The organism is Staphylococcus sp. GDY8P54P, from assembly GCF_017892645.1.
In the GTDB taxonomy this organism is placed as follows: Bacteria; Bacillota; Bacilli; order Staphylococcales; family Staphylococcaceae; genus Staphylococcus; species Staphylococcus ureilyticus.
In genome coordinates, this window is sequence record NZ_JAESLN010000006.1 from 121,139 (window position 1) to 135,971 (window position 14,833).

The following is a 14,833-nucleotide window of genomic DNA, read 5'->3' on the forward strand; positions in this document are numbered from 1 at the left end:
GTGTTATTAGTGTAGCATGTTTGTTAAAGGAGGCGAAGAGTTTGGCTAAATATACAATTGTTGATATGGATACATGCATTGCATGTGGTGCTTGCGGTGCTGCTGCTCCTGATATATATGATTACGACGATGAAGGTATCGCATACGTTATACTAGATGATAACCAAGGTACTGCGGAAGTACCAGAAGAATTATATGAAGACATGGAAGATGCTTTAGAAGGTTGTCCTACAGATTCTATTAAAATTGAAGAGGAATCTTTTGACGGAGACCCTCTAAAATTTGAATAATAAAATTAATCAAATAGATATTCATTTTTGCATGAAATGAATTTATAAAGGCTCAGTATATTCATTGTTTTAATGAAAAAGCTGAGCTCTTATTTTATGAAAAATAATCATTTATTAATTGTAGTATGAAAATAAAGCAAGTTGAAATATAGCATGTAAATCTCACAATCAAAATAAATGACTAATCCATATGAAATAGCTTGGTCATTTTAAATTTTAAAATTCGACAAATTCGACCAGGTTGTTCACTCGTCTGGAGATATGACTCGATTCTATAATCTTGTGCTTATATCATTCCATTAAGTGTTAACAAGTTAAAAAACTATTTTAAAAGATGCGTTTAAGTACAAAAATAATGATAAGCAACTTCACTTTCAACTTTAGCAAAAGTTTTCAATAATAAAAGAAGCTGAGANNTCTCAGCTTCTTTTATTATTGCGTGTCCATTTTTTCATATTCGTGGTATAAGCTAATTAATTAAAAATTATCTAAGTAAAATCTTTTTTAAACGTTTGAATAATAACATAAATATTAAAGAAATTATTATACCTTTTACTATATTAAAAGGTATAACACCTGAAACTATCACAATTTTTATATTTTCAACTACATTTGATAAATTCATAATCATCCCATAAAGTGGCAATAAAACAAAATAATTTAAAATACTTAGAACAATCGTCATAACAATCGTCGCTATTGTAAATCCAATGATTTGTGTTTTGACTGTATGATTATTTTTAATTATATAAAAGGCACTTAAAATAAAACTAGCGCCAGCTAAGAAATTAGCAATTGGTCCAACTGGATCCCCTATATTAAATAAGAAATTAAGTAAATTTTTTATAAATAATATAATAATACCAGCTACTGGCCCTAAACTAAAAGTTGCTAATAGAGCTGGGATATCACTAAAGTCTAATGTTAAATATGGTGGTAAAAATGGGATTGGAAATTTGATAAACATCAAAATAAATGACACCGCACTTAACATACTTATCGTAATAAGTCGCTTGGTTTGTTGTTGCATATTCAATTATCTCCTTCCATTCATCTTACTTAGAAAAGGAGGATTTAATTGCACAACAAAAACCCTCCATCTTCTCCCATCCAGACTATACTGTCGGCTCTAGAATTACACTAGATCAGCCATTTATCTTTTTAATAGATAAATGGGTCGCAGGCTTCAATTACTGCCGGTTGGGAATTACACCCTACCCCGAAGATGAATTTCTTAAATTTTATAAATATATCATAGCCTATTACTCAGATAAAAACAATAGACCTGCTTATGCTAAGTAAATTACATAATTTATGAAAAAGACGAGATTGAAAATCAATAGTAATGTATTGACTCTCAATCTCGTCATTTATAGAACACACATGCTTGATTTACATTAAGATTATAAATTAAATTACATTTCACTTTCTATGATTACTTTAATAGTCATGTATCTTCACGTTCTTCTGTTGGTTTTGGTAATTTAATTATAAATGTTGTGCCTTTGCCAAGCTCACTTTTAACGTCTATCGTACCTCCATGTTCATCAATAATCATGCGACAGATAAACAGACCTAACCCAGTACCTTGTTTACCTCGTTTACGAGCAGTGTCGACTTTATAGAAACGATCAAATACTTGTTGTAAATGTTCTGGAGCAATACCAGATCCTGTGTCTGAAATGTATAAAATATTTTCATTTTCTGACTCTCCATAACTAATCGATATTAAATCACCAGGTTCTGTATATCTAGTAGCATTATCTATAAGATTAGTTAAAACCTGTTCAATTCTATCGGTGTCGAAATACCATAATTGATTGTGTGTATTTGGATTTAAATTCATCGTTAACTTTAAGTCATTTGCTTGTTTCTGGTATTTTTGTTGCATTCTATTAAGCAATGGATCAATTGGCTGTTTCACTTTCTCTACAGTTAGCCCTTCAGCATCCATACGTGCAACATTGAGCAACTCATTTACTAATCGATTTAAACGTTTTGTTTCATCAAGGACAATAGACAATGATTCATGTATTTCGTCTGGCTCTGTTACAATACCATCCACTATCGACTCTGTATATCCTTGTAGCAAAGAAATAGGTGTACGCAATTCATGTGATACATTAGCAATAAAATCTTTTTTCATTTGATCAATATTATGTTCATTGGTCATGTCACGAATAATAGCTACAATACCACTTCTGCCATCAGGCTGAATTTGTTCAATATAACTTGTAATAATGACAAAATAGCGTGTGCTAATTTCATATTCTTCGAATTGTGTTTTTTTGGATTTAAATGTTAATTCATTTTGACGATCAAGCTTGTCTAAATCGTGTGCATCCAATATTTTCAAAATATTTTGTGCCATCTTGTTTGATATAATTATTTCTTGTTTATCATTAAAACCTAGAACACCTTCAACCATAGAGTTTATTAAACTATCTCTGATATTTTTTGATGAGGATAATGCGTCGATGTGTTGTTGTATTTCCGAACTCATCGTGTTAAAAGCACGTGATAACTCACCAATTTCATCTCGAGAATTAACAGGAACTACTTGTGTATAGTCTCCTTTAGAAACTTTTAATGCTTGAGTCCTTAAATTTCTTAGTGGTTTTGTAATTCGAGATGATAAGAAAAAGGCAAACACAGTAGTAATAGATAAAAAGATTATAGCAATAATTAAAATAATGACTGTAATCACATTATTGGTATCTTCTATCGTTTTCAAATCTTGATAGATAAAAACACCACTATATTTACTATTATGTGCACTCGATTCTAAATTTTTTGATGGATAACCTATTAAAACATAAGTTTTTTGCTGTTTATTTATATCTATTGTCACGTGCTCAGATATCTGCTTTCCTTTATCGAACACTTTTTCGTAGTTTTTATTACTTTTTATTTCTTTGAACATCTTTTCTTTTGTCTCATCATTATTGACGCTATCCATGTGTTTATGATTCATGATAATAAGCCCCACTGGACCCTCGATAAGAGACTTACTATGCTTTATGGCAGTCGTTTTATCTTCTGAATGCTCAACTAAATGACTGATTCTTTTAGCATCTTCAAGTAATGAATCTTCTGTTTCTTGCGTAAAGTAAGATTGTATAAACGTTATAAGTGCTGCACTTAATAAAATTAAAACTGTCGTTACTATAAAAATTATAGTTAACCACAGTTTTACTACTACATTATTGAGGCGGTTCATTTTCAGATTTAACCTCGAATTTATAGCCAACGCCCCAAACTGTTTGAATCATTTGGGCAGCTTCATCAGAAACGCGATTTAATTTCTCTCTTAAACGTTTTACATGTGTATCAACAGTACGCAAATCTCCATAAAATTCATAATGCCATACTTCTTTTAATAGTTGCTCACGATCAAAGACTTTGTTTGGCGTTTTTGCTAAAAAGATTAAAAGTTCATATTCTTTTGGCGTTAAGTTTACTTGGTTGCCATCAGCTAGCACCCGATGAGCATCATTATCAATCACAAGATGTTCAAATTCTATTAAATCTCGTGCATGTGGTTCACTTTGTTCTGTATGTGCAACTTGAGTTCGTCTTAATAGCGCTTTGACACGTAAGACCACTTCACGTGGTGAAAATGGTTTTACAATATAATCATCTGCACCGGATTCGAAACCTTCTACGCGGTTTGTTTCTTCTCCTTTAGCAGTTAACATAATAATTGGTGTTTCTTTCTGTTCTCTGAGTCTAGCTGCTACAGTAATGCCATCCATTTCTGGCAACATTAAATCTAACAAGATACATGCATAATCATGTTCCATTGCCATTTTGTATGCTTCTTGTCCATCTCTAGCTTCATGAGTTTCAAAAGATTCTCTTTCTAAGTACAATTTTAATAATCGTCTGATTCTATCTTCATCATCAACGATAAGTATTTCGTTTGACATAGGTTCGTACCCTCCCACACTGCTAACTTCAATTTCAACCATATTATATCATAGGTTGAGCTATAAAAGTGTTTATGAATGAAAAGTTTGTGAAAAAATTATCAATATCAGGATTTTGTTAAAGGAATGTCATAATTATTGTCCGTGTTCTGCAATTTGACGTAATATTTTTACTTCATGCGGTGTAAGTACTCGGCCTTCGCCAGCATTGAGTCCTTTCAAATTTAACGGTCCAAATTCTATGCGTTGTAATTTTGATACTTGATGCCCAAAATATTCAAACATGCGTCTAACTTGTCTATTGCGACCTTCAGTTATTGTAATTTCTACAAGTGTCGTATTTTTATCTTTATCTTGGTTTTTAACTTTAACTGTCGCAGGTTGCGTTTGCCCATCTTCTAAATTAATGCCTTGTTCTAATGCTTTAACTTCTTCACGCATGAGATACCCTTTTAATTTAACAACATATTTCTTTTTGATTTTATAACGTGGATGTGTCATTAAGTTAGTGAATTCACCATCATTGGTAAGTAAAAGTAGCCCTGATGTATCATAATCTAAGCGTCCTACAGGGTATATTCTTGTCTTAATTTGTTTGAAATAATCAGTAACGACCTTTCTACCTTTGTCATCAGAAACGCTAGTGATAACTTGTGAAGGTTTATAGAAAAGAATATATAGTTTGTCTTCTTGTTCTAATTTAATGCCTTCAACTTCTACTGTATCCGTTGGTTTTACTTTAGTACCTAATTCTGTTTTGATTTCACCGTTTACTTTCACTTTACCTTCTGTAATTAATGTTTCCGCTTTACGTCTTGAAGTATAGCCACTATTTGCGATACGTTTTTGTAATCTTTCTGTTTCTTTATTCATTTTTTTCTCCTTTTTGATTTACTAAATTACTGAAGAAGGCTTCTATTTCCTCATCTTCTTCATCCGTAGTTGGTAAATCATCTAATTGTTCAATACCAAATACATTTAAGAATAGTTCTGTTGTATATAATTGTTGGCTTCTAGAATCTTCCTCATCTTTGGCTTCAATTAAACCTCGTGCTATCAAGGTTTTGACGGCTCCGTCCGAATTTATACCTCTAATCAATTCAATATCACTACGAGATAATGGCTGATTGTATGCGATTATCGATAAAGCTTCCATAGCTGCTTGTGATAATTTCATTTTTGATTTTTGTTCAATTAACTTCTCAATAAATTCTGACGCATCTTTTTTGGTGGTTAAGACATAATTTTTACCATAATGTTGGATCTCTAAGCCACAAGCGTCATATTCATTGATTAATGTATGAAAACGATGTTGGTCAATGTCTAAAATTTCTAGTATTTGCTTTTCTTCAAGTCCTTCATCACCTGCAGTATAAAGTAATGCTTCTAGGATTCCTTTATCGTTCAATGCCATAATTAACTCCTCTTAAAATATTAATATCGTCAAAACTTTTTTGTTGTTCAATATTTACTATTCCAGATTTCGACATTTCTAGTATGGCGAGGAAATGAGTGACTACCATTTCCAGTGGTTCAGTAAAATTAAATAAACTAAAAAAGTTGAATGATTCATGTTTTTGCAAACGTTGAGTTACTTGTGTAGTAGCTTCTTGTATTGTGAACGTTTCTTTTCGAATATCAACGGTTTTGGGTGTTTGGTATTCCACACGATTTTTCACTTTTTGATAAGCAATGATGAGTTCTGTTAAATCAATCGTATTATTAGGGTCCCAAGTTTCATTTGACTCTAAATGTGTTAAATCCGTTGGGTGTTTAGAATAATACTTCTCTCTTTCTGCTCTTTTTTCGTTTAATAGCACTGTATATTCTTTATAGTTTTGATATTCAATTAATCGCTCAACCAAATTTTCACGTGGGTCATCTTCTAAATCGTCAACTTCATCTGAATGAGGCAAAAGCATTTTGCTTTTTATCATTAGTAATTCTGATGCCATAACTAAATATTCACTTGCCACATTAATTTCTAATTGACTCATCGCATGAATATATTGCATATACTGTTCTGTTAAAGATTTCATTGGTATATCATAAATATCAATTTCAAATTTTTGAATAAGATGCAATAATAAATCTAAAGGACCATTAAAGGCATCGAGTTTTACTTCATACATTTTATCTACCTCATATTAGCAAGTTAAGTGCGTAATTCACTAAAATATTATAGCATGTTTAATACAAACATTTAAAATCGGAGCGATAAACATGTTAAAAATTGCACTTCAAGATTTTTATTTCCAATTCCATACAAAGCAACATTACTTTCTTTGTCACGATATTTTAGAAGACGCTTGGAAAACAAACCCAAATTACAATAAAGGAGATGCTGTTGTAAGTCTTATATTGACTGCAACTGGCGCTTATCATTACCGTAGACATAATTATGTAGGTGCCTATAAATCGTTTGGTAAGTCATTAAAAGTAATAGAAAAGTACGACTCAGCAATTAATATTGGACTCGATATAGAAGCGTATAAAGCGCTATTAGTCGAATTAATTAATGCTACAAAGAAGGAGAAATCTTTCGAGCCTATTCATCTCCCATTAACTGCGACAATGGAGCAAGTTATATTACAACAATACCCGCATTATGCGATGACATATTATAAAATTGAAGATGATTATATCATTGACCACCATTTAAAAAGAGACAGAACTGAAGTCGAAGCAGCAAGAAAACGCGCTCTACAAGCTCGAAACAAATGGATATAAGCATTAATCTTATATGAATATATTTATTTAAATAATGTAACTACAATAAAAAACACAGTCTAGTTATTCAATAGAATAAACCAGGCTGTGTTTATGCTCTTGGATGAAATTCATTATACATTTTACGAATTTGTGATTTTGAAACATGTGTATACAATTGTGTTGTAGATATGTCAGAATGGCCGAGCATTTCTTGTACTGCACGTAAATCTGCTCCATTTTCGAGTAAATGTGTGGCAAATGAATGTCTTAATGTATGTGGTGTTAAAGTTTTTAGTATATTTGCTTTGATACCATTTTGTTTAATCATCTTCCATATGGCTTGTCTTGATAAAGGTTTACCGTGCATATTTAAAAAGAGTGTGTCAGTTACCGTGTTTTTTAATAATTGTGGTCTTACTGTTTCCAAATAAGTATTTAAGTATTCAATCACAGTATCTCCTAATGGCACAATTCTTTCTTTATTTCCCTTACCAAAAACACGTATAAAGCCCATAATCAAATTAACATCTTCTAACTCTATTTGAATCAGTTCTGACACACGCATGCCAGTGGCATAAAGTAATTCTAACATCGTGCGATCTCTATATCCGTTATTTTTGGATAAATCAGGTGTTTCTAATAGTCTAAGTACTTCATCTATTTCTAAAACATCTGGTAATTTACGATCATATTTCGGCGTTTCTATTAATACTGTTGGATCTTTAGCTGCATATTTTTCTCTTAATGCAAACTGATGAAAACTGCGGATAGTGGAAATGAAGCGTGCTAACGATTTTGAAGATGTGCCTTCATCATGTAAGTGACCCAAACATTCTTGAATAAGTTGTCTATCTACAAAATCAATATGACTAATTTTGTGTAATGTTAAAAATTCATCATATTTTTTTAAATCTCTTCGATATGCACCAATTGTATTTACACTTAATCCTTTTTCTAATTGTATAAATTTCAAATATTCATCTATAATATTTTTCACTGTACTACCTCTGTTTCTGAAATAGTATTTTTTAAATTATTTTCCTTTTGCTTGGCACGATGCACAAATACCATGGAATGTTAAACGATGGTCTAATATTTTAAATTCAAATTCATTTTCTACTCTTTCCTCTACGCGAGGTAATAAGTCTTCTTCGATTTCTTCTACTTTACCACATTCCATACACACAAGATGGTGGTGAAAATGTTTTGCTCCTTCTTTTCTTAAATCGAATCGTGCAACACCATCGCCAAAGTTTATTTTATCCACTACCTTTAATTCTGCTAGCAATTCTAATGTACGATAGACAGTTGCAAGTCCTATTTCAGGTGCTTTGTCTTTAACTTTTAAATAAACATCTTCAGCACTTAAATGATCTTTTTCATTTTCAATTAAAACTCTCAATGTTGCCTCACGTTGTGGCGTCAATTTATAAGATGATTGCTGTAATTGTTGCTTCACGCGATTTAATCGTTCTTCCACGGAAGCCTCACTCCCCTACTAATAATTATAATCATTTTAATTTAGTTATGATATATATATTTAAAATACCAATAATTGATAAAATTCGCAAGTATTCTCGCCTCTTATTTATAATGATTATAATTAAGTAGTAAATGTTGTAAAGCAATAATGGTTTTTGCATCTTCCAATTCTTTATTATCTAATAATGTTTTAATTTCATTTATATCAAAATATGCTATTTCTAAAAATTCATCTTCATCTAAATGCATTTCACCTTTTGTTAAATTTTTTGCCATATAAATTGATATTTTTTCGTTTGAGAAACCAGGTGAACCATACATTTCAGTAATATGTTCTAATTCATCTGCAATATAACCAGTTTCTTCCTCAAGTTCACGCTTAGCTGCGGATATACGTTCTTCGTCTTTTTCTAATTTACCTGCTGGTATTTCTAATAGTGGTTTTTCGCAAGCTTTACGAAATTGTTTCACTAATATCACTTTATTATCAGGTGTAATTGGACAAACAGCGACAGCACCGTTGTGGTATATTAATTCACGTTTAGAAGTTTGTCCATCGGGTAGTTCAACATCGTGGACTTCTAAATCTATGATTGCTCCTTTATAAATAGAAGCGCTATGCAATGTCTTTTCAAATAGGTTCATAAATAATCACTGTCCTTTTAATTGATTTAAGATATTGTTAAGATGTACTCATTAGTTAGTTATTATGGGAATAGCGAATGAACACATATTGAGTTTGATTTTTGTTTTGTATAGAATAGTTAATATTGAAAAAATCCAACTTACTTTATTACGTCTACGCCCTATTATCCAAGTGTATCGAAAGGAGATAAAACATGCAAAAAAATGTTTTGAAAAGCGGTATAGAAATTTCAGAGTTAGGTTTAGGCTGTATGAGTCTTGGGACAAATAAAAAGCAAGCAGAGCCTATCATAGAACGTGCAATTGAACATGGTATCACTTATTTTGATACAGCTGATATGTATGACAAAGGTGTAAATGAGACAATCGTTGGTGAGACTTTAAAGAAATACCAAAATAGAGATGATATAATCATTGGCACAAAAGTAGGAAATCGTTTAACGGAAGATGGGTCTACAACATGGGATCCTTCTAAATCTTATATTAAAGAAGCAGTGAAAGGCTCATTGAAAAGACTTGGTTTAGATCATTTAGATTTATATCAGCTACATGGTGGTACAATTGATGATCCTATAGATGAAACGATTAGCGCTTTCGATGAATTAAAGAAAGAAGGTATTATCCGTGCTTACGGTATCTCCTCAATAAGACCTAACGTAATCGATTACTATTTAAAACATAGCGATATCGAAACGCTAATGTCTCAATTTAATTTAATTGATAACAGACCGGAACAACTTTTAGATGATGTACATGCTAAAAAAGTTAAAGTATTAGCTCGCGGTCCAGTGTTTAAAGGATTATTAACTGCTAAAAGTAATAATGTGTTAGATTCAAAATTCAGTGAAGGTATTTTTGACTATACTTATCAAGAACTCGGCGAAACAATTGCATCCATAAAAGAAATAGAAAGTAATTTAACTGCACTTACGTTTAATTATTTAACGTCTCATGATGCTTTAGGTTCCATCATTGTTGGTGCAAGTAGTACAGATCAACTTGATGAAAATGTAAAAAATTATCAACGTTCAAAAGACATAAGTTTAGAAGCTTTAAAAGCAGCACAAGAGCGCGTGAAAAATTTAGAGTATACCCAACATTTAAAATAAATCTCTTTTACTTGTTTCCAATATGTATGTATGCGAAAAATTGAAAATCTTAAAGTTTTAATTGTATAAACGAGATTGTTTCTAAGACCGAAAGCTAAAAAATAAATAACTTCAATCAAAGCCAAAACGTCAATTTCTATTGTGATTTTATAGAAATTGACGTTTTTATATTAAAAGCTTAATTATCCGTAACAACATTATTGCTATCTTCTATTTTAATGCTATTGTCAAAATGACAATTTCTCATTTTTGAAGTAGCGTTACCTTTTGTTTTTAAATAATGAAGTGAGGTTTTTTTCTATAAAGCGTGGCATTAATTGATAAATTTTTAGTAAATTATGCATCCATCTAGGTTGATTAATTTCTAATTTTTGCCTAATTATACCTTCGATAATTTGGTTTGCTAGTTTTTCGGGATCAAGCATTATATCTCTGTATTTTTTAGCAAATTTCATTGATGGATCTGCTTTTTCATGGAATGGCGTCGCTATTGGCCCTGTATTAACTGTCATAATATGATAATTTGGTTTTTCAATGCGCAGTGCATTTAATAATTGATTGAAAGCCGCTTTACTTGCACCATAATGTGCAGCATAACCTTGGCTTATAAAGGCAGCTTGACTACCTATACCAACGATAATTGGATTTTTAGAGAAAGCCGGTTGTACAACTTTCATTAATAGATTAAAATGCAATACATTCAACTTATATGTTTCAAACATTTCAACAGATGTATGGTCTTCAATGGATTTAAAATACCCAAGACCAGAACAATAGATGAGTCCATCAATCGTTTGATGTTGAAAGTAATTTTTTAAATCCATGATTTCCTGTTGTGATTGTAAATCACATTTAATGATATTAAGATGTTCTGTGTTATATTGTGTTTTAAATTGTTTTAATTTCTCTGGATTTCGTGCAAGTACCGTAACATGTACTTTTTTAGTTAATAATGTTTTTAATATGGCTTTTCCTAATCCACTTGTACCACCTGTTAATATAAAATGTTTACCTATCATAGTAAATTCTCCTAGCTTTAAATTCATAGTTTAAGTATATGAGTGTAAATGATATTTTACTATAGATCTTTAAAAATTCTTAGCCATAATTTAAAACTATGTTAGTATGGAAACATAAAAAGCAAAGAGGAAGTGAAGTCTTCACATGAAACTAGTATTTTATGGTGCCGGAAATATGGCGCATGCAATTTTTACAGGTATCGTTAGTTCAAAAGTGATTGATTCTAAAAATATTTATTTGACGAATCGTTCGAATGAAGTTGCATTAAAAGAATATGCTGACGAATTAGGTGTGAACTATAGCTATGATGATGCGGCATTGTTAAAAGATGCAGATTATGTATTCTTAGGAACGAAACCATATGATTTTGATGAGTTAGCAGATCGTATCAAACCATATATTGCAGAAAAGAATAAATTTATTTCTATTATGGCTGGTTTACCGATAAGCTATATTCGTGAAAAATTGGCTTCTAATAATCCAATTGCGCGTATCATGCCAAACACAAATGCACATGTCGGACATTCAGTTACTGGCATTAGCTTTTCCAATAATTTTGGAGCTAAATCAAAAGAAGAAGTTGATAGTTTAATAAATGCATTTGGTTCTGCAATAGAAGTTTCAGAAGATAATTTACATCAGGTAACAGCGATTACTGGAAGCGGTCCAGCATTTTTATACCATGTCTTTGAGCAATATGTTACAGCAGGTACACGTTTAGGTTTAGAAAAGTCACAAGTAGAAGAATCGATTCGGAATTTAATTATAGGAACGAGTAAAATGATAGAACGTTCAGAACTGAGTATGGAACAGTTAAGAAAAAATATCACTTCTAAAGGTGGTACAACACAAGCAGGACTTAATGCACTTGCAGATCATGATATAGAGGCTATATTCGAAGATTGTTTACGTTCTGCAGTTAATAGAAGTATTGAATTATCCAACCAAGACAATGATTAATATCTTTTAAAAAAATTAAATTATTATAGATAAGTGGGACAGTAATCTAAATTGTAAAATACTTCCAAAGTTTATTATTAAGACTCGTTTTGGAATACATCAATTTTTAGATAACTGCCCCACTTTTCATTTTTAAAATTGCCAAGCATCAAAGTCATTAACAAAATTAAATGGTGGTGTATCACTTAAAAGTTTAAGTGATTTACTAATTTCACATACTTCTTCTTTAGTATAACGATTACTGATATGTGTGATTAAACTGTAGTCGACATTGGCTTCTCTTATCAATTCAAAAACATCATCAATATGACTATGGTGATAACTATTAGCCAATGATTTATCTCCTTCTATATATGTACTTTCATGTACCATGATATTTGCATCACGTGCAATTAATAATTCGTTTTTACAAGGCATAGTGTCTCCAAATATTGCTACTACTGGACCTTTAACTGCGTCGTCTTTAAAGTCCTTGGAGTTGTAGATTTCACCTTTATATTCAAATGTTTCATTGTTTTTTACATCTTGATATTTAGGGCCGGGTTCTAATCCGATGCTTCTAAGTGCTTCAACATTTATTTTACCAGATTTATATGGTGCTTCCACTCTATATCCAAATGAAGGAATACCATGATTTAACATATGTGCTTCAACATTAAATCCATTGTGTTGATAGGACAATTGTTCCTCAATCTCAATATAGGTAATAGGATAATTTAATTTTGATTCTGATAAAGTTAAAGTTGTTTCTATATATGATTTAATACCTTTGGGACCAATAATCGTAAGCGGTTTATCTTCACCTCCTTGGAAAGATCGGCTTGTTAGCAAGCCAGGTAAGCCAAATATATGATCTCCGTGCATATGCGTGATAAAAATGTGATCAACTTTACCTAATTTAATTGAATGATGTAATATTTGATGCTGTGTGCCCTCACCAACATCAAAAAGCCATATGCTGTTAGAGTATGGTTCCAAATTTAATGCAATCGCTTGCGTATTTCTTTCTTTAGTTGGCAGACCAGCACTTGTCCCAAAAAACGTAATTTCCATGCATATGCCTCCTCTTCTTGTTCATATTTTATCATATAAAAGTATTAAAAATATAATAAAATATGATATTACAAGCAAAATTGTGGGAAGATACTGGTATATTGGTCTATAATAAATACAGATTTAATAAAGAATTGAGGTTTTGATCTTGAATACTAGAAATAAAGATATCCCATGCTTAATTACTATTTTTGGAGCAACTGGTGATCTTAGTCACAGAAAATTATTTCCATCATTATTCCATTTATACCAACAAGAAAATTTGAATGAGCACATTGCAATCGTTGGAATTGGTAGAAGAGATTTAACAAACGATGATTTCCGTAGTCAAGTGAAGTCGTCAATTCAAGAACATGTTAAAGATACTAAACACTTAGATAAATTTATGGAACACGTATTTTATCATAAACACGATGTAAGTGATGAAGCGAGTTATCAATCACTATTAGAATTCAGTAATAAATTAGATCATGATTTCCAATTGCAAGGTAATAGACTCTTTTATTTAGCTATGGCTCCAAATTTCTTTGGTGTTATATCTGACTATTTAAAATCTTCTGGATTAACAGATACAACAGGTTTTAAACGCCTAGTAATTGAAAAACCATTCGGCTCAGATTTAGAATCTGCCGAAAAATTAAATGAACAATTACGTCGTTCATTTAAAGAAGAAGAAATATACCGTATCGATCATTATCTAGGCAAAGATATGGTTCAAAATATTGAGGTATTACGTTTTGCCAACGCAATGTTCGAACCATTGTGGAATAACAAATACATTTCTAACATTCAAGTTACTTCATCGGAAGTGCTTGGTGTTGAAGACAGAGGTGGCTACTACGAATCTAGCGGCGCATTAAAAGATATGGTTCAAAACCATATGTTACAAATGGTTGCCTTACTCGCAATGGAAGCACCTATTAGTTTAAATAGTGAAGATATCAGAGCAGAAAAAGTTAAAGCTTTAAAATCTTTACGTAAATTAGAACCAGAAGAAGTTCGGCAAAATTTTGTTCGTGGTCAATATGATGAAGGTGTCATTGAAGGTCAGCAAGTAAAACGTTATAGAGATGAAGATCGTGTAGCAGAAAATTCTACCACACCAACTTTTGTTTCAGGTAAACTAACGATTGATAATTTTAGATGGGCTGGTGTACCGTTCTATATAAGAACTGGTAAACGAATGAAAAGTAAAACGATTCAAGTAGTTGTCGAATTCAAAGAAGTTCCAATGAACCTATACTATAAAACAGATAAAAAATTAGATTCCAACCTCCTAGTTATTAACATACAACCAAATGAGGGTGTCTCCTTACACTTAAATGCTAAAAAGAATGTACAAGGCATTGAAACTGAGCCAGTACAATTATCGTACGCAATGAGCGCGCAAGATAAAATGAATACGGTTGATGCTTATGAAAATTTATTATTTGACTGTTTAAATGGAGATGCAACTAACTTTACACATTGGGAAGAATTAAAATCAACTTGGAAATTCGTTGATGCAATTCAAGAAGAATGGAACCAAAATGAACCTGAATTCCCTAATTATACAGCTGGAACAAATGGTCCATTAGCAAGTGATTTACTATTAAGTAGAGATGGTTTCCACTGGTGGGACGATATTCATTAG

16 protein-coding genes and 1 riboswitch are annotated in these 14,833 nt (G+C 31.4%); of the genes, 5 read left to right on the forward strand and 11 right to left on the reverse strand.

Annotated elements, in window-relative coordinates:
• Positions 1 to 41 precede the first annotated feature (41 nt).
• Complete coding sequence (locus KA883_RS01200; RefSeq protein WP_019468351.1) at positions 42 to 290, forward strand: ferredoxin; 249 nt, start codon at positions 42 to 44, stop codon at positions 288 to 290.
• Positions 291 to 774: 484 nt separating this feature from the next.
• On the opposite strand, the gene KA883_RS01205 is transcribed toward KA883_RS01200, so the two are convergent.
• The 6 genes from KA883_RS01205 to KA883_RS01230 form a co-directional block, all read right to left on the reverse strand.
• Complete coding sequence (locus KA883_RS01205) at positions 775 to 1,320, reverse strand: ECF transporter S component (protein ID WP_046208216.1); 546 nt, start codon at positions 1,318 to 1,320, stop codon at positions 775 to 777.
• Between the two features lie 64 nt (positions 1,321 to 1,384).
• Positions 1,385 to 1,521: riboswitch (FMN riboswitch) on the reverse strand.
• A gap of 216 nt (positions 1,522 to 1,737) precedes the next feature.
• Entirely contained in the window at positions 1,738 to 3,510 is a 1,773-nt protein-coding gene (locus KA883_RS01210) for an ATP-binding protein (protein ID WP_046208215.1), read from the reverse strand.
• Entirely contained in the window at positions 3,494 to 4,219 is a 726-nt protein-coding gene (locus KA883_RS01215; RefSeq protein ID WP_046208214.1) for a response regulator transcription factor, read from the reverse strand. The genes KA883_RS01210 and KA883_RS01215 overlap by 17 nt, the downstream gene beginning before the upstream one ends.
• Before the next feature lie 135 nt (positions 4,220 to 4,354).
• Complete coding sequence (locus tag KA883_RS01220; RefSeq protein WP_046208213.1) at positions 4,355 to 5,092, reverse strand: pseudouridine synthase; 738 nt, start codon at positions 5,090 to 5,092, stop codon at positions 4,355 to 4,357.
• On the reverse strand, positions 5,085 to 5,633 hold the full coding sequence (scpB, locus tag KA883_RS01225; protein WP_080937836.1) for an SMC-Scp complex subunit ScpB: 549 nt from the start codon (positions 5,631 to 5,633) through the stop codon (positions 5,085 to 5,087). The genes KA883_RS01220 and scpB overlap by 8 nt, the downstream gene beginning before the upstream one ends.
• On the reverse strand, positions 5,617 to 6,351 hold the full coding sequence (locus KA883_RS01230; protein WP_046208212.1) for a segregation and condensation protein A: 735 nt from the start codon (positions 6,349 to 6,351) through the stop codon (positions 5,617 to 5,619). Before KA883_RS01230 ends, scpB begins: the two co-directional genes overlap by 17 nt.
• A 91-nt stretch (positions 6,352 to 6,442) precedes the next feature.
• On the opposite strand from KA883_RS01230, the gene KA883_RS01235 reads away from it, so the two are divergent.
• A complete protein-coding gene (locus KA883_RS01235) occupies positions 6,443 to 6,949 on the forward strand; it encodes a DUF309 domain-containing protein (RefSeq protein ID WP_046208211.1) in 507 nt (168 codons plus the stop codon).
• Between the two features lie 91 nt (positions 6,950 to 7,040).
• On the opposite strand, the gene xerD is transcribed toward KA883_RS01235, so the two are convergent.
• The 3 genes from xerD to KA883_RS01250 form a co-directional block, all read right to left on the reverse strand.
• Positions 7,041 to 7,928: a site-specific tyrosine recombinase XerD gene (gene xerD, locus KA883_RS01240; RefSeq protein WP_046208210.1), complete on the reverse strand. Its 888-nt coding sequence runs from the start codon at positions 7,926 to 7,928 to the stop codon at positions 7,041 to 7,043.
• A 36-nt stretch (positions 7,929 to 7,964) separates the two neighbouring features.
• Complete coding sequence (fur, locus tag KA883_RS01245; protein WP_019468360.1) at positions 7,965 to 8,411, reverse strand: ferric iron uptake transcriptional regulator; 447 nt, start codon at positions 8,409 to 8,411, stop codon at positions 7,965 to 7,967.
• Positions 8,412 to 8,515: 104 nt separating this feature from the next.
• On the reverse strand, positions 8,516 to 9,058 hold the full coding sequence (locus KA883_RS01250) for an NUDIX hydrolase (protein WP_046208209.1): 543 nt from the start codon (positions 9,056 to 9,058) through the stop codon (positions 8,516 to 8,518).
• A gap of 194 nt (positions 9,059 to 9,252) precedes the next feature.
• On the opposite strand from KA883_RS01250, the gene KA883_RS01255 reads away from it, so the two are divergent.
• A complete protein-coding gene (locus KA883_RS01255) occupies positions 9,253 to 10,167 on the forward strand; it encodes an aldo/keto reductase (protein WP_046208208.1) in 915 nt (304 codons plus the stop codon).
• Positions 10,168 to 10,427: 260 nt separating this feature from the next.
• Here KA883_RS01255 and KA883_RS01260 read toward each other — a convergent pair whose 3' ends face one another.
• On the reverse strand, positions 10,428 to 11,186 hold the full coding sequence (locus tag KA883_RS01260) for an SDR family NAD(P)-dependent oxidoreductase (protein WP_046208207.1): 759 nt from the start codon (positions 11,184 to 11,186) through the stop codon (positions 10,428 to 10,430).
• Positions 11,187 to 11,331: 145 nt separating this feature from the next.
• Here KA883_RS01260 and proC point away from each other — a divergent pair, with 145 nt between their 5' ends.
• A complete protein-coding gene (gene proC / locus KA883_RS01265; RefSeq protein WP_046208206.1) occupies positions 11,332 to 12,147 on the forward strand; it encodes a pyrroline-5-carboxylate reductase in 816 nt (271 codons plus the stop codon).
• Positions 12,148 to 12,279: 132 nt separating this feature from the next.
• Here the strand turns inward: proC and rnz are convergent, their stop codons facing one another.
• Positions 12,280 to 13,200 (reverse strand): ribonuclease Z, encoded by a 921-nt coding sequence (gene rnz, locus KA883_RS01270; protein WP_046208205.1) that lies wholly within the window; start codon positions 13,198 to 13,200, stop codon positions 12,280 to 12,282.
• Positions 13,201 to 13,348: 148 nt separating this feature from the next.
• On the opposite strand from rnz, the gene zwf reads away from it, so the two are divergent.
• Complete coding sequence (zwf, locus tag KA883_RS01275; RefSeq protein ID WP_046208204.1) at positions 13,349 to 14,833, forward strand: glucose-6-phosphate dehydrogenase; 1,485 nt, start codon at positions 13,349 to 13,351, stop codon at positions 14,831 to 14,833.